This is a genomic window from Leptolyngbya sp. 'hensonii', from assembly GCF_001939115.1.
Taxonomy (GTDB): Bacteria; Cyanobacteriota; Cyanobacteriia.
In genome coordinates this window covers 56,157-71,510 of record NZ_MQTZ01000051.1, presented here as the reverse complement: position 1 = coordinate 71,510, position 15,354 = coordinate 56,157, and the positions used below count along the sequence as shown (strand labels likewise).

The following is a 15,354-nucleotide window of genomic DNA, read 5'->3' as shown; positions in this document are numbered from 1 at the left end:
AGATGCAAGCGATTAGAAAAAGTTTGGCGAAAATTGTCGCAGTACTGATGGTTTTTTGGGCCTCTACGGCCTGTGCTAACTCTTATCTGCCCTCTACTACCTACAATCCCTGGAAAGCGATTAGTGTGCCCACCGAGGCTACCCTCTATGACATAAGCTTTGGCTCTCCTCAGCATGGTTGGCTTGTAGGCAGTGATTCTACCATCCTGGAAACGGTGGATGGTGGAGAGAACTGGCAGCCTAAAGTGCTGCAACTGGGGGACCAGCGATATCGTTTTACATCCGTTAGTTTTCGGGATAAGGAAGGCTGGGTAACGGGTCAGCCCTCCATTCTGTTGCATACCACTGATGAGGGTAAGTCCTGGTCCAGGGTTCCTTTGAGCGAAAAGTTGCCGGGTTCTCCCAGTACCATCCTGTCTCTGGGGCAACTCTCAGCACAGATGACAACGGATATTGGGGCAATCTATAAGACGATGGATGGGGGTAAAACCTGGAAGGCGTTGGTGCAGCAAGCAGTGGGTGTGATTCGTAACATCTCCCGATCGACAGACGGTAAGTACGTTGCGGTATCCGCCAAAGGTAATTTCTATTCCATCTGGGAACCGGGTCAAGAGACCTGGGTTCCCCACAACCGCAATAGTTCCCGTCGCGTTCAGAATATGGGCTTTACACCCGATGGTCGGCTCTGGATGCTGGCCCGGGGAGGGCAAATTCAGTTCAGCACTTCTGCTGGTGTGGAGGAATGGGATAAGGCTGTTAGCCCTGAAGCGGCCACAAGCTGGGGCTTGTTAGATATGGCTTATCGCACGCCCGAAGAAGTCTGGGTTACTGGCGGAAGTGGCAACCTGCTTTGTAGTTTCGATGGTGGTAAAACCTGGCAAAAAGATCGGGAGGTAGAGGATATTCCCTCTAATCTGTATAAGGTTGTTTTCTTTAACCCAAATCAGGGTTTCATTATGGGCCAGCAGGGAACTCTCCTGAAGTACCAGGCTCCAGCTTCCGCTGCCTAGAAATCCGAAATGTCAGGTGTTTAAGTCGGGAAGCCTCTCGACTTTCTCCTGAAGTCCAGGGCTTCTCACCCGACCTGGCACAGAACTTAATAGCTCAGCGTACTATTTTAGATGTGTTAAGAGCTTGTGACTGTTTCCCAGGTTTCGTATGATAAATGTTGAGTTTTTGTTAATGCTTCTCATAGTAGAGGGAGGGATCTAAGTATGTCCGGTTCAACTGGAGAGCGTCCATTTTCAGACATCATTACCAGTATTCGCTACTGGGTCATTCATAGCATTACAATTCCGGCTCTATTCATTGCAGGCTGGTTGTTCGTGAGCACAGGCCTGGCCTATGACGTATTTGGTACACCTCGCCCTAATGAGTACTTTACTCAAGAGCGCCAGGAAGTTCCTATCGTCAACAATCGCTTTCAAGCCAAGCAGCAGATTGAAAACTACATTCCGAAATAGTTTCTAGATTGGATGCTCCAAATCTTAGAAACTGTTGAAGGTAATTAAACTTGCCCTTTATCAAAAGATATCCGGTTTGAGACTATGACCAGCAACACACCGAATCAACCCATCTCCTATCCTATTTTTACGGTGAGATGGCTCGCAGTTCACACACTTGCAGTTCCGACAATTTTCTTTTTGGGCGCGATCGCATCCATGCAGTTTATTCATCGATAGGTTAAGCCAATGCCAATGACTAGAACTCCCAATCCAAATAAACAGCCTGTTGAGCTGAATCGCACCTCTCTGTACCTGGGGTTATTGTTGGTTTTCGTACTTGGGATCCTGTTCTCAAGCTACTTCTTCAACTAACGCGCTACTGAACTGGTTTTGCACAATCTCATTTTGAATTAGCTTAAGAGGTAAAAACTGTGTCTGGAAGGATTCCGCTCTGGGTCGTTGCAACGATCGCAGGTTTAGGGGTAATTACAATTGTGGGGCTCTTCTTCTACGGGGCTTACGCAGGCATTGGTTCTGCTAGCTGATTTGTTTGATTGACCTTGGGAGTCCTACACATATAGGGCTCCCCATCCTCAGGTAGTCCTGGAATAATATACTTCCATGGGATGAATTCAAGGATAGGAAACTCAAAATCCTGAGCTAAAAGGCCGCTGATTATTTAATCAGCGGCCTTTTGCATGGTTATAGGGTTGTTATGGGCTTTTTAGATACCGGCGGGGTCTTCTCTCTCAACATAGAGGAAAAGAAGGGCCATGGTGACTGCCGGAAAAACTAAACCAACGAGGGGAACGAAAATGGAAGGCAAATAGGATGCTGCCATAGTAAAGTTTCCTATCTAGAGATAAAGATACTAGGTCGAATTTACTGTGGATCTGTAGACAATTAATGCTAAGAATTTTTAACTTCCATCTTCCAGGTTTTGGAGGGCTGCATGTTTCTTGAGCTGCATGTGGCAATGGGTATCTGATAGATGGATGATCGGGGGTTACACTATTCGTTGCGGGATCCGGTTGAAGTTTTAAATTTTGACGCTATATTTTAGGCACCTGGTAGTTGGTTAAGAAGATCTATGTCTCAAGATGTCATTACTCATAAGATTTCCCCTGGACAGGCAGAAGAACCGCTGTCTTTGCAACCCTGGTCGATCGAATCCTATGCCGACAACTTGATGGACGAGCTATTTGAGGATGTAGATCAGATTCTGCAGGGAGGAGCAGCAGCCTCAACCGACCTGATCTCCCCAGAATATGTGTCTATCCAGCCCCTCCCTTTGTCCAGTATTGTTCTTCCACCTGCGCTACCAGTGCCTGGTGGGTTAGCTCTGGCTCAACCGGAAAGCACACTGAATATTGGGGCAACTGCGAGGGCTTCGGAAGGAGAGAATGATCGGCGATCGGGTTACCTGCTGGATAAATTGCTTTTGACCGTAGCCTGCCTGTCTCTGTTCTTAACGGGGCTGCTGGGACTGGCAAGCCAGGGTAAGTTGAATTGGCTGCCGTTCATTGCTGCCTTGGGGCCTCAGCCAGGGCCAGTGACTTCGACCTCATCCCATAATCCTCAGGTCGCGCTGGATGGGCAATTTATCAGTTATATGCAGCGGTCTCTGGAATTAATTGACCAGACTACCGTGGCTTCCCAATCGACGGCTCTGCAGGTTAAATCCGTCCCAGAAGTTTCCCAGGTCAGTAACTTACCGACGGTGCCAATTCCTGCTGATCTGAATGGGAATCGGATGCCTAAGGTTTTGGAACGGGTCTACATTCCGATTTATCAACAACCGCAACTGGCCTCTAATCTGCCGAGTCTGTCCACAGCATCGGTTCAACCTCCAGTATCTTTCCCTGCTGCGCCTCCGGTTGCCGTTGCCCCTCCGGCTCCAGCGGTGATTCATACCCTGGTTGGAATTATGGAACTGGGTAAGCGATCGGCTGCTCTGTTTGAGTTCAATGGGACGGCTCAGCGGATTGCTATTGGTGAGAGTATTGGGGCTAGTGGGTGGACCTTGGTCAAAGTTACGAGTCAGGAAGCGGTGATTCGTCGTAATGGTGAGATTCGCTCGATCTATATTGGGCAAAAGTTTTAATCAGAAGTCAGGATGACTATTGCTACCATTGGGGAGGAAAGTATGATCCTGGGGGCCCTGCGATGGGTTTGTTCGAAGACTTCAGCCAATTTTTGGAAACTCGCCTGGAAGAATTTGTCCGTAATAACCCTCAGCTTGAGCTGCAGGCTTTAGAAGAGCAACTTCGAGAACAGGAAGAAACAACGCTGCAACTGAGGGCAGATCTCCAGTTGCAAGATAAACGGCTTCAGGAAGAGATTCTTGCAACCGCCCAGGAAATTCAACGCTGGCATATCCGCATTGACAAAGCCAAGGCTGCTGGTCGTACAGATTTGGTCCAGCCCGCGCAAGAACGGGAAGCGGCTCTCCTGCGTCAAGGTAATCAGCTCTGGGGGCAGATGCAGGGGCTAAAGGAGCGCAAGAAACAGGCTGAAGAACTGCAGCGTAAAATTCAGCTCCGGCGGCAGGAAATTCAGACAAAAATTGCCCAGCTTCAGGCTGAGCAAAGTAAGGCCCGGACGGAGCAGTCCTGGCAATCAACAGCATGGAACCAAAACACTACCTATAATAGCTTCGGCCAGCCGGACCCGCTTGAAGCCCAGTTCAAGCGATGGGAAACGGAAGAAGAGCTGAATCAGCTTAAACGCAACATGGGACAGTAAGGAAAAAATCTGATGATTCAATTGGGTGATTTGTTGGAATTCTCGCGGACTCACTGTATTGCTATCTGCGCTTTACTGGTACCCCTGAATTTGATCATGACGCTGTTGACCTTGGCCTGTGTCTATTTCAGCCGACCGGTTAAACAGCTTCAGATGCTTGCTATGGCAGCTATGCTTCCCGCTCTGGCGATGGTTTTGCACGTATTAACTTGGTTGGTGATCGGGGTGGTGATGCCTCCAACCTATATCCTCCTGTCTCTGGGGACCACCTGTTGGGTCATTAATTTTCTGGCCATTAGACAGCCTTTAATTTTGGAAAGGGCTTTGGGGATCATCCATCTCGCTTTTCCTGGTGAACGACCCTAGAATGGACCTGTAGAGTTTGGGTCGGTTGCGATGGGACCTGTACTAACCCCGCTCATTGTGTTTATTGTTGCTTTGGGCATTGCTGGGATCAGGATCGATCGAGAATATCAGCGAGGTGTGATTTTTCGTCTGGGACGGGTTAAAGGGGTTTTGGGGCCAGGGATCTATTGGATTATGCCTGGGATTGATCAGAAAACCCTGGTGGATGTTCGGACGAAAACCGTGAATATTGAACCCCAGGAAACCGTGACTGCGGATAGTGTCACGATTAAGGTGAATGCAGTTCTCTACTATCGGATTATCGATCCTTCTAAAGCGATTAATCGAGTCGAGAATTATCAAATGGCTGTCTATCAGATCGCTTTGACCACTCTCCGTAATGTGGTGGGCCAGAATATTCTGGATGATGTTTTACAGAACCGAGATAAAATTAACGTCAAAGTTCAGGAAATTGTTGATGAAATTACTGAACCCTGGGGTGTTGTGATTGAGCGGGTGGAAATGAAGGATGTAGAAATCCCCTCCTCAATGCAGCGAGCTATGGCTAAAGAAGCTGAGGCAATTCGAGAAAAACGGGCTCGCCTGATTAAAGCAGCGGCTGAAAAGGAAGCCTCGTTGCGATTATCTCAAGCAGCACAAAATATATCCAAAAATCCAGCGGCTCTAGAATTGCGTCGATTGCAGATGCTGACAGAAATTGGCGCTGAAAACAATACAACGACTGTCATCATGATACCTTCTGATTTTATTAATCTGGCCCAGCGGTGGTCGCGAGGATCGTCTGATGAAGCAGGTCAGACTACAGAATTAGAGAGTTCTTCTGAAATCGTAGAAGTTTTGAGTCCGCAAGATCTTCCAGAAAGCATTGAAGCAGATAGTTGGAAAGGTTCTAGCAGCGAGGATTTGAACGCTCAAAATATCTAAGATCTGCAAGGTGTTTACTTGTTGAATCAGGTCGCCTCATGCAAGATTGATTTCTTACAAAGTTAAGTCAGTTTACTGATTCAGTTAACCGATAAAGATTTCCGGTCGAGTAGGATGCGCCTGGTGGAATGTTTAATCTTTCAGCCTATTTGTCTTTGATTCTCTTAAGTTTGATTTCATACCTGTGATTTGCGGTAAGTGCGGCTAGATTATTCATCAGATATACTGCTATCGGCATGTTTATCTGAACGGGTTCGTTTGTCGTCGAGATTGGTCTAAATGAATGCTTTCATTGTGTTGGGCAAAAATGTTAGCAAAATTTAGAGTTTTGAGATATTAAGGTAGGGTGACTCAAGGGTGGGAGCCTTTCCTTTGTCCTGAGTCTTCAGGTGATTGGTTTCGCATTGCTTAACCCTTCGGATAAACATTTAAGTAAGTTGGCAATTGCATCTATTTATTCTCAAGGTCATTGGCTATGACGTATCAAAACCTGTTAGACCTGGCAAGACGAGGCAATATTCAGGCCATTGATGTACTTCTGAATCGGGTTTTCCGCTCCAGCGGCATTACGGCTAAGACGGCGGTAAAGGAAGGTTGTTTGCATCTCTTGCTTGAATCCGAACAGGTTCCGAATCAGCAAACTCTGGTGCCTGCTATTCGAGGAGCGATCGTTAACCTGGGAGTAAATACTGTAGATAAGATGGTTGTCTACGGTCGTCAATCGGGTATGTCCACCCCTGCCTGGAGTCAAACGATTTTACTGGAGCCTTATCCTGTAGCTGTGGCTTTGGAAGAAACTGTTCCGAAAGATATTAATCTGGCTGATTCCTTCTCTTCAGGTGGAGCAGTAGAGTATGCTGAAGCTTCCCACCCTCTCGTCTCGGAGCCAGGGCATGAAGCGGACTCAATTTTGGATGCCTTGCCGACTTCAGAGCCTGAAGAAGTGGGTTCTAAAGCCGCCGCCGATTCTGATATTTATGGTAATGGTACTGTCAGAAACCCGGTTGAGGATTCAAATGAGTTCTCTCTGGCTGAGGATAATTTTCTGGAGAGGTCATCAGAGGGGGGCAGCCCAGGAGTAGTCAATTTGCCAACCTTTAATGGTGAGGCTGCAGGTTCAGGCAAGCCCTTTCCTGTCCTGGAAAAAGGAGATATTCATCAGGATGGGTCTTTTGCTAATGGGGAAGACCTTTTAGAGAAACCATCTGCAACGACATATTTTAGAGCAGGGAGAAATCTGGCGATTGCTGGGTTGGGAGTCCTGACCTTGGGCATTATTGGTTGGCATTCCCTAGTAGTTTCTCAGCAAAATGAGGTTCTGGATAAGGCCAAAGAAATGAAGGCTATGGCAGTTACTGCCGAAAATGCCACAAATGTTAATTCCCTGCGAGCGGCAGAGCAGCAGCTACAGGAAGCTGCTAACCTCCTGCGTGTTGTACCCAGCGCCCCAGGATTGGCTGGGCGTCAAAAGGAGCAAGAACTGGCGAAGATTGATTCTCAGTTGAAAGCGGTTCGTCAAAGGCTAAAAGTTGAAGAGGCTGCGGTTACAAACTTTAGTACGGCTCGGAAACTGGCAAACGAGGCTATAAAAGCGGTTCAGAGTTCCAAGCGATCGCTCACGACCTTGCAGGGCTCCCAGGCTAAGCTCGAGAAATCTATCACGCTCCTGTCTAGTATTCCGGATGAGACTTTTATTTCGGCTGCTGTCAAGCAGAAGCTTGCCATTTATCGAGGAAATGCGACTGCTGTCAATAAGTTGATTGCGGCTGAACAACAGGAACAACAATCTAAAACACGAATAGTTCCCAAAGCTTCAAAGAAGCGGAAGTAATTTGTTTCGGAATCCCAGGGCTTGTTTCGGATTCTGTAACTAAGTTGCTGGGGACAGTGAAGTAGGAAATTACTTTGGGAGCTACTCCCCAAATTCTTGTTTGACTGCACCACAGTGCAGCTTTCCCCTATCAAATGAGTATTGGGTTCTAGTCCATGGAGTTCGCTAGAGAATTAATGGGTAAACTAATGATTGATTGTTGCTCTTGATACCTTGTATTGTGGCCCAGTCAGGTAGGCTAACGGGGTAGCACTGAACCTGAAAAACCAAAAACCGATGAAGGAATCTGCTAACGCTATAATAGATTGACTCCACCTGTAACAGTGCCTATAGCAACACCCAAAGCCAATTCTTAAGAAATTCTAAAAAAGATCTAAAATTTTAGGTGTGGTGAATGGAGGGCTGACGTGTTTTTAAGACTTGCAGAGCAGCACAAGCAATTTGTTCGGGACTTGGTGATGAATCTCCAGGCCCTAGCCATTGTCCTGGAAAGGGGCGGCTATCTTGCATCCTGTTACACCTGTGGAGGCCAGATGAACAGTGCTTCCTTTATGGTTAGTCTGGGAGACAATCATCTGATCCGATTTTTGGTGTCCGATTATGGGATCACTTGGACAGAAATGAGAGATGATCGTGAACTGATGAAGCTTGAGGGAGCCGAGGCTATCAATCAGTTACAGGAATTGGCCAATCTGGTTAAGTATCAGATTAAACCTGCAGATTACATTCCTGTGGCGATTAAGGGGGTCTAGGGGCCTGCTCACTCAGGGGTTTAACTTTTGTCTCAGGCAATTATTTCTGCTTGAGACTATATTTTTTGTGTATTTGTTTTGTCTTTTTAACAAAAGGGGAGTTTGAGGGACTATCGTCCCGTGCTCTAGCGGAACGGTGAGCGTCGTCATATATGGCCCCCCTAAACAGGCAGATTCGACAAGCCTTTGATGGAGTCCCGAATCATCTCGGCACCGATACCCTGGCTCTTGAGCATTGCGCTCCAACTTGCTCAACTCTTGCTATGTCAAGCGAATTCGAAACAGGTTGCCTCTTGTCACCACTATGGCTTATTCGTACTGCAATGATGATGTCAGTGCTGTATGCAGCAGTAGCGTCGGGAGTACGTCACAACTTTAAGATCTTTAAAAACATTTTCCTAATTGAGTTTATAGGGCTCAACCCTCTGGTATCAATACTTGTCAGTATGTTACTGTTGTGCTGCTTGTGGCTATCGCGACTGAGATAGTTGAAAGCTGGTCGATTTTTAAGCTGCCAGTATTAATCGGTATTGTTCAATTGATTCAAAATAAAGGCCACCTGGGTTCCTATGCTTTTATCTTTCTCGAAGTCTTCGAGACTGAAGGTGGTATCCAGTCTTACATCCAAACTTTGCTGAGGGCATACAGCGCCCTCAAAAATGTTCCCCAAGCGCATGTTTTCATTTTGCGGGATGCTTCCCAGGGTGGGAATTCCTTACAGTCTGAGCAGTTAAACTTCTCCTATTTCAAAAGTCGTTGGCCGCAATGGGGCCGCATTCATCTTGCAGTCAAGCTGATGGCTTATCTGCTCCAACATCGTCCACAGCGTGTTTTCTGTGGTCATGTCAACCTGGTTCCTCTGGTGCAGGTTTTGTGCCAACCTTTCGGCATTCCCTACACGGTGATTACCTATGGCAAGGAAGTATGGCATCCCTTGCCTTCAAGAATGAAACAGGGGCTTCAGGCTGCTGCTTCTATCTGGACAATTAGCCGCTATAGCCTTAAACAGGCCTGCACGGCCAACGGTTTAAATCCTGAACAATGGCATCTTTTATCTTGCATTGTGGATGGAGCAGCCTTTACACCAGGCCCTAAATCTCGTCAGTTGCTTGAAAAATATCATCTTTTAGATTCGCAGGTGTTGATGACGGTGGCTCGATTATGGTCTGGCGATCCCTATAAGGGTGTTGATGTGACCATTCGAGCCTTGCCTGCCATTGCTCAGAGGTTTCCTGCCGTAAAATACCTGGTTGTAGGCCGGGGCGATGATCAACCACGGCTGGCTCGTTTGGCGCAGGAACTGGGAGTGGCCGATCGGGTTATCTTTGCTGGCTTTGTTCCCACTTCCGAGTTAGTTGACCATTACCGATTGGCTGATGCCTATGTTATGCCTTCCCAGGAGGGTTTTGGCATTGTTTATCTGGAGGCTATGGCTTGTGGTAAACCTGTGCTGTCTGGAGACGATGATGGCTCAGCGGATCCACTCCAGGATGGCAAACTGGGCTGGCAGGTTCCCCATCGCGATCCGGAAGCTGTTGCCGTAGCCTGCATTGAGATCTTGAGGGGAGGTCAAAAGCGTTGCGATGGGGTGTGGTTGCGGGAACAGGCATTAGCCCTGTTTGGATTTGATGCTTTTACTCGGCAGTTACAACAACTTTTAACGTCTGAGTAGACTCCAGAGGCATAGCTTGTCAGGTCGAGTGCTGTGCCCGAATGCACTAGCATCTGGGCACAGCAGAGAATGGCGAGTGTAGGACAGCCGCTTATTGGGTTGGTCTATTAAAATAGAGACACTCCGATGCATTCAGGTAGTTAAGGAGACGGTCTTGAATCAGAACAGCCCTAAAGTTTTCCAACTTGGCATAAATAGCCTCAGTCGCTGGGTCATCCTTTTAGGGGTATGCCTGTTACTGACCTCCGTCGGTCTCGGATGGATTCTTCAGTCCCTCCTATTCCTGTTTTGCTTGATCCTGCTTGCCCCGATCGTCATTTTCTTGGGGTTCCGCTGGTGGTTGCAACGAAATCTGGTTCAGGATCACTGCCCTGTTTGTCAGTATGAATTTGTGGGGTTGAATCGCACCCAGTTTAACTGTCCCAACTGCAACGAGTTACTGAAGGTTGAACAAGGGCATTTTCAGCGTCTGGCTCCTCCCGGCACGATCGACGTAGCTGCCGTCGAAGTGACGGCTCAGATTCTGGAAGATCAGGAAGGGCAAGCCTGATGTAGGGCGATTCAGCCTATTTTGAGGATTGAGTGAGGGATAAGGTGTAGGGGTTGCTGCCTTTAGCCCGATCACCGATATAGACCGAGTAGGTTCCGGGTGCCCAAAATCCGGACATTTGTGGACCAGCTCCACCACCATCTGCCAGTACACAGAATCGACCTGTTGGACCTTCAATCAGTAGGGTGGGTTGGCCAGCACTCTGAACACTGAACCGCATATAGGGAATTGGCTGTGTTACTTTAATCACTTCGTTGGGAGCTGTTGCGATAAACCCGCAATCACTGCTCTTCGAACCGCCTGAGGTTCCTCTTAGCACCTGAGGGTCGGGATTGAGGCCGACACCGACCTGAAGTGTGCTGCTGTAAGCAGGGAGCGGAGTTACCAGAAGCGCTGCCAGCATTGTTGCGACAGGAATGACTTTTGCAATTGGTTTCATAGATCTCACACTCGCTTGTTTCTTCAGAGTCCTTACAACACCAGTATGTCTAATGCAAGAAGTTAGTTGAGAGATGGGTGGTCCTGTTTTCTAAGTGTCATAGGACTATGAATAGAGGAAACTGGCGAATAGCTTGATTTACACTGCTGAAGGAGATACTTTTGTATTGAGCCTGTAACGGCTATTTTGCATTTCCTATGGCCAGAGTCTATAACGGAATTGAGATAACGGAATTAAGATCACGAAATTGAAGTGTCTACCAAGCTAAGTTGAAAGTGGTGAGGTAACTATGGAAACGCTGGCATTCATTCACACTCATGCTCTCTATGAGAATTCAGCGCCTGATCTGGAACTCAATTTGTTGGATCCTTTCGGTTCGATCGTGGCCAGCTCAGCTAAAGTGAGTTTGGTTGGGGCAGCAGTCGTCTTCGCCTCTTGGGGGCCAGTTCTGCAAGCGGCAGCGGTTGTGAAGCGAGGAGATACCTGTGCCACAGTACAGGATGTTCAGAGGGCGCTGGCTCGTGAAGGATATAGCATTGGCTCTGTGGATGGAGTCTTTGGAGGAAAAACCGAGTTTGCGGTTAAGCGTTTCCAGGCAAACAATCAGCTCACCAGCGATGGCGTGGTTGGAGCCAAAACAGCCGCTGCTTTAGGTTTGGGACAGGCAGGAGATGCTAACAGCCCTTTTGTGGCAGGTAAAACCTGTGCCGGGACGACAACCAGTGGTGGTGGAGGTGCTCCGGCTACAGTGCAAATTAAAACCAGTAGTGGTAATTTGCGGGTTCGTTCCGGGCCTGGTACTAACTATCCGGTTGTCGCTTCCCTGGCGAATGGGTCTGTGGTGAGAACAACAGGTCAGCAATCAAACGGTTGGATTCAATTGGTTAATAATGCTTGGGTTGCCGCAAAGTATACAATTCCCGCAACCGCGTCATCAGGGGGGGGGGGCACCCCTACTCCAACCCCGTCCAGCATTAAGATTGTGACGGGTGGTGCTAATTTGCGGGTTCGCTCTGGTCCTGGTACAAATTATTCGACAATTGCAGCTCTGGGGAATGGTTCTATCGTCCGCACGACTGGTGCCGTTTCTAATGGCTGGATACAAGTCGAGGGTGGTGGCTGGATTGCTTCCAAATATGCCCGCTCTAATTGATTTGTCCTGTCTTTACGGGTGAATTCTAGTTTCGGTTTCAGGCGCAGGTCTTCCATCGGGAAGCCTGCGCTATGTTTATGAAATTTTCCCTTCAAAGGGGATTATTTTTAGAAGCAGTTTGATTCAGTTCCATCAGAGTTTTCAAGACCTGCGCTTTGTTCAGACCTGGACGAATTTCAGGGTGATACAGCATTTGAATGAGTGTTCTATCGATCGCACTATACTCTGTGGGATCGGTCCACCCCTGGTAGAAAATACTATCTCTATAGCGGTAGGAATCTTTCATTAATCCCAGAGCCTGGGTGAGCTCTTCACGGATTAAGTGAGACCGCTCTTTTTGGGTCACACCCGTGGTTGTAATCATAATCCTGGCTTTCTGAATCACATTTCCCTGAATGCTGGTCCAGAAAAAGCCATAGTTAACAGGTTGGTAGTTAGGCTCGTAACGGCGAAACTGGGACTCAGGCACAAAGTAAATTTGAACATTGGCGTTACTGTCCGTAAGTTCCAGGTAAACTCCGCTGATTAGGTTGTTAACCTCACGAATGACGGTCTCCAGGGTGCGCCGATCTTCCAGGGTTGGGGAACCATAGATTTTGATTCTGATTGGACCACTCCACTTTCGAATTACAGAAGTGGATTCTCCGTATTCGCTTCCCATCGCAATTTCCAGGAAGTAATTGATGACTTCAGACTGATAGGTAGAGACAGCTTTGGGAGCTGGATTTGAGGTGAAGGAAGCAGGGGACTGGGAGAAGTTGGAACTTGAGGTCGTGAGTGGGGAGCCAGAAACTGCAATGCTAACAAGGTCTCCCCGAATCCATCCTTCAATCCCTGAGGTGTCAAATCTCACATAGTACCAGATATAGCCATCTTGACCTTGAGCCTCTCCCAGGACTTTGACAGCATCGCCAGTCCATCCGTAAGAGACAAGCTGGGCTTCTACTGTAGGAGCAGAACGAACCTTAATGCGACTATTGGGCGAACGGGTTGTCAGCATGGCCGATCGGGCTGACTGAGCCACGGCGATATCACTCAAAATGGGTGTGACCATGACTCCCAGAGGAAATAGGGTTCCGAGCACAACTGAAACAAGACGTCCGATTTTAAGCATAGGTAGCCTGCAATGCTTTCAGTAGGAAAGTGGTAGTCATTGAAACCTATGACGACTATTTATAGAGGTTTGAGCCTAAAATGCAACAGGGGTGGACCCCCAAGGGGGGATAACCCTCTCATGGGAGGTGCTTAGCCGGAGGGCTCTCGATGACTCCCTGATAGGTGAGAACTACCAGATGTTCCAATCTTCCCAATTCAAATTAAAGATTGAAGTATCCGGAAAGGCGGTGGGATTTCCATTGCGTTCTAGGCGTTGACGCAACTTTTCCAGCAGGGGCTCCCGTCCTGGCAGGTTGTCTACCAGTTGGTAAGGTAAAACGTCTTCTTCCATGGCAAAAGCAACAGTTGTTCCAGCAGCAGAACCAGAAGACCATTCAAAAGAATGGACCCGGTAGGCAGCTGCTGCAATATTACTGGCTGCAATACTTTTACCTGTAACCAGCAGGTTATCAATTTTTTGAGGAATCATTGCTCGCAGGGGGATCTGGGCAGGATAGGCAGGGCCATGGCCCTGGCGTACCCCTTCCCGCTCCCTGTTACCGGGTGCCTCTGGAGGAGATTTTGTCATGCAGGGATGGAAGTCGATCGCATACTGGGAGATGCCAACTGAGTCTGGATAGATGGTCGATCGAGTGCGTTGGGAAACCTGATCGGGTGACGTTTGACCTTCGATGACAGAAACTGCTTCCAGACCTGCTAGGGCTATCCACAGATCTCGGTATACCTTGTCAGACAAGGTTTGACGGTAGTAATTGTCTCTGTAATCTCGCCGGGAGATGTCAATTTCATCAATGGAGAAGCCATTGTCATAACCGTAGAAGGGGCGCCCAATGATCCGGCGGGATTCTCGAATATAAGGATATTTTGATAATCCATGCAGCGTTCCCATCGGTGATTCCAGACCTTTTAGAAGGCGATGGTTGGGATGGGGTTGTTTGCTCCCAAACTCCTGACGTTGAGAGTCTGTTGTTCCTGCTACAAGCCAGTAATAGTAGCCCAGAGCCAATTGTTCCCCGTTGTGTAGGGTGTTGACGCGGAGACCACCCAGCCAGCGACCGGGAGAGAGTTGGCCGGTTTGGTGCAGTTGTTCGCGGGTGTAGATTAGGTTGTCTTTTTCAGTGCCAGGACGATAATCATTGCCCCAAACCCAGTTCTGCATAGAAATGTCTCCTGGGGCAGGTAGGGGCAGGTTGAAGGCCGTGCCTCTGGGTCTGGTTTCTGCCTGAGGGCTCCAGATTCTCCGATACGTGAAAATAGCATCAAAATTGCCAACGTTGGGGTTAGGGTCAGAGCCATAGTAGGGTGCATATTGAGAATAGTGAATAGGCTTTTTCTGAAGTTGGGGCTGTTCTGTTTGCTCCATAGCAAAAGTGTAGGTGAAACCCTGAGTGCAGTAAGGGTCGCGGGTTGTAACTGGAGAAGAAGGATTTCGATAGGAGCGGGGGTCTAATCCCAAGCGATAGGGAACATCAGCCAGGGCAATGATTTCACCAGTTTCGGTGGCTTCGATCACATACCAATCGGCTGTTCTTTTCTTCCGCCCTTTTTGCGGAATGAAGCGAATGATTTGCTTGGTGAAACGGGACGAATTCTCAGAGCGATAGATATCCTCTATGACCTGGGAAAGAGGGTAGGTATTGAGGGGAGGAGCGCCGGGAGCAGGGTTGTGTTGAATGGCGATCGCGCTTTTAATCATCCTGCCATCAGCCCGCAAACTGAGTTCCTTGATGACAGTCGAAGGGAACCATTGTAAGCGTCCACCCCCCTGTCGTGCGGCGGCTTCCAGTTGTTGCCACAGAAGGGCCTGAGCATCCATGGGGATGAAACAGGAGACACTCACCCAGCAACTACCGGGATTGAGCTTGCCATATTTGGCTTCAATGCGAGTACGCAGTTCGTTATAGCCTTGAGGAAAATACAGGAGCGATCGCTGTCGTTTGGCTTCATCTAGGGCAGAAGTGCCCTGGGATGAGATTTGCCCCCCGATCCAATCCGTGATTTCTGTCAAACAAACAGTCCGACCAGCCAGGAGCGCTTCATAAGCGGCGGCTGTTCCTGAAAGTCCTCCACCTGCGATCAAAATTTCACACTCAACAATCTTGGCCGGACTTGGAAGAGACAGTACCTGGGGGCCTAATGGTTCTGCCAGAATGGATTCTGTCTGAATCCCACTCATGCCCACCAGGATTGCCAGAAGGGTAATTCCTGAAACCAATCTGTTTTGCAAAATTTGTCCTTCCTTATACCATGCGATCTAATTTTGAAAAATTAGTAGACAAATGCTTTCCGATTGTCTATAGTACTTAATTGTCGCCAAAAATTTCAGGCCTCAAAAATATCACTCCTTTAAAGGTAGCAGCT

Annotated in this window: 18 protein-coding genes; 14 read left to right on the top strand and 4 right to left on the bottom strand. The window is 48.2% G+C overall.

Annotation, left to right across the window (positions count from 1 at the left end; translation table 11 throughout):
• Positions 1-2: 2 nt before the first annotated feature.
• From BST81_RS22065 to BST81_RS22045, 5 genes are all read left to right on the top strand, one after another.
• Positions 3-1,010: a photosynthesis system II assembly factor Ycf48 gene (locus BST81_RS22065; RefSeq protein ID WP_075600681.1), complete on the top strand. Its 1,008-nt coding sequence runs from the start codon at positions 3-5 to the stop codon at positions 1,008-1,010.
• A gap of 204 nt (positions 1,011-1,214) precedes the next feature.
• Entirely contained in the window at positions 1,215-1,463 is a 249-nt protein-coding gene (gene psbE / locus BST81_RS22060) for a cytochrome b559 subunit alpha (RefSeq protein ID WP_075600680.1), read from the top strand.
• Between the two features lie 84 nt (positions 1,464-1,547).
• Positions 1,548-1,682: a cytochrome b559 subunit beta gene (gene psbF / locus BST81_RS22055; RefSeq protein WP_075600679.1), complete on the top strand. Its 135-nt coding sequence runs from the start codon at positions 1,548-1,550 to the stop codon at positions 1,680-1,682.
• 15 nt (positions 1,683-1,697) lie between these two features.
• On the top strand, positions 1,698-1,817 hold the full coding sequence (locus tag BST81_RS22050; protein WP_253188439.1) for a photosystem II reaction center protein L: 120 nt from the start codon (positions 1,698-1,700) through the stop codon (positions 1,815-1,817).
• A gap of 59 nt (positions 1,818-1,876) precedes the next feature.
• Positions 1,877-1,990 carry a photosystem II reaction center protein J gene (locus BST81_RS22045; RefSeq protein WP_075600677.1) on the top strand — a complete coding sequence of 38 codons (114 nt, stop codon included), beginning with the start codon at positions 1,877-1,879 and terminating at the stop codon, positions 1,988-1,990.
• 179 nt (positions 1,991-2,169) lie between these two features.
• On the opposite strand, the gene psaI is transcribed toward BST81_RS22045, so the two are convergent.
• Complete coding sequence (gene psaI / locus BST81_RS22040) at positions 2,170-2,286, bottom strand: photosystem I reaction center subunit VIII (protein ID WP_075600676.1); 117 nt, start codon at positions 2,284-2,286, stop codon at positions 2,170-2,172.
• Positions 2,287-2,535: 249 nt separating this feature from the next.
• On the opposite strand from psaI, the gene BST81_RS22035 reads away from it, so the two are divergent.
• The 8 genes from BST81_RS22035 (at position 2,536) to BST81_RS22000 (ending at position 10,285) form a co-directional block, all read left to right on the top strand.
• Positions 2,536-3,549: a hypothetical protein gene (locus tag BST81_RS22035; RefSeq protein WP_075600675.1), complete on the top strand. Its 1,014-nt coding sequence runs from the start codon at positions 2,536-2,538 to the stop codon at positions 3,547-3,549.
• 62 nt (positions 3,550-3,611) lie between these two features.
• Entirely contained in the window at positions 3,612-4,190 is a 579-nt protein-coding gene (locus BST81_RS22030) for a TIGR04376 family protein (RefSeq protein ID WP_075600674.1), read from the top strand.
• Positions 4,191-4,202: 12 nt separating this feature from the next.
• Positions 4,203-4,556 (top strand): hypothetical protein, encoded by a 354-nt coding sequence (locus BST81_RS22025; protein ID WP_075600673.1) that lies wholly within the window; start codon positions 4,203-4,205, stop codon positions 4,554-4,556.
• Between the two features lie 30 nt (positions 4,557-4,586).
• Entirely contained in the window at positions 4,587-5,480 is an 894-nt protein-coding gene (locus BST81_RS22020; RefSeq protein WP_075600672.1) for a slipin family protein, read from the top strand.
• 475 nt (positions 5,481-5,955) lie between these two features.
• On the top strand, positions 5,956-7,311 hold the full coding sequence (locus BST81_RS22015) for a hypothetical protein (RefSeq protein ID WP_075600671.1): 1,356 nt from the start codon (positions 5,956-5,958) through the stop codon (positions 7,309-7,311).
• Between the two features lie 407 nt (positions 7,312-7,718).
• Positions 7,719-8,063 carry a DUF1815 family protein gene (locus BST81_RS22010; RefSeq protein WP_075600670.1) on the top strand — a complete coding sequence of 115 codons (345 nt, stop codon included), beginning with the start codon at positions 7,719-7,721 and terminating at the stop codon, positions 8,061-8,063.
• A 466-nt stretch (positions 8,064-8,529) separates the two neighbouring features.
• Positions 8,530-9,735, top strand: a complete 1,206-nt coding sequence (locus BST81_RS22005) for a glycosyltransferase family 4 protein (RefSeq protein WP_253188437.1) — start codon at positions 8,530-8,532, stop codon at positions 9,733-9,735.
• Between the two features lie 154 nt (positions 9,736-9,889).
• Entirely contained in the window at positions 9,890-10,285 is a 396-nt protein-coding gene (locus tag BST81_RS22000; RefSeq protein ID WP_075600669.1) for a hypothetical protein, read from the top strand.
• Positions 10,286-10,301: 16 nt separating this feature from the next.
• Here the strand turns inward: BST81_RS22000 and BST81_RS21995 are convergent, their stop codons facing one another.
• A complete protein-coding gene (locus BST81_RS21995) occupies positions 10,302-10,724 on the bottom strand; it encodes a hypothetical protein (protein ID WP_075600668.1) in 423 nt (140 codons plus the stop codon).
• Between the two features lie 289 nt (positions 10,725-11,013).
• Here BST81_RS21995 and BST81_RS29165 point away from each other — a divergent pair, with 289 nt between their 5' ends.
• On the top strand, positions 11,014-11,877 hold the full coding sequence (locus tag BST81_RS29165) for an SH3 domain-containing protein (protein WP_075600667.1): 864 nt from the start codon (positions 11,014-11,016) through the stop codon (positions 11,875-11,877).
• A 91-nt stretch (positions 11,878-11,968) separates the two neighbouring features.
• Here the strand turns inward: BST81_RS29165 and BST81_RS28970 are convergent, their stop codons facing one another.
• Positions 11,969-12,931 (bottom strand): DUF2927 domain-containing protein, encoded by a 963-nt coding sequence (locus BST81_RS28970; RefSeq protein ID WP_253188435.1) that lies wholly within the window; start codon positions 12,929-12,931, stop codon positions 11,969-11,971.
• Positions 12,932-13,162: 231 nt separating this feature from the next.
• Entirely contained in the window at positions 13,163-15,220 is a 2,058-nt protein-coding gene (locus BST81_RS21980) for an FAD-dependent oxidoreductase (RefSeq protein WP_363080639.1), read from the bottom strand.
• Between the last annotated feature and the right edge of the window lie 134 nt (positions 15,221-15,354).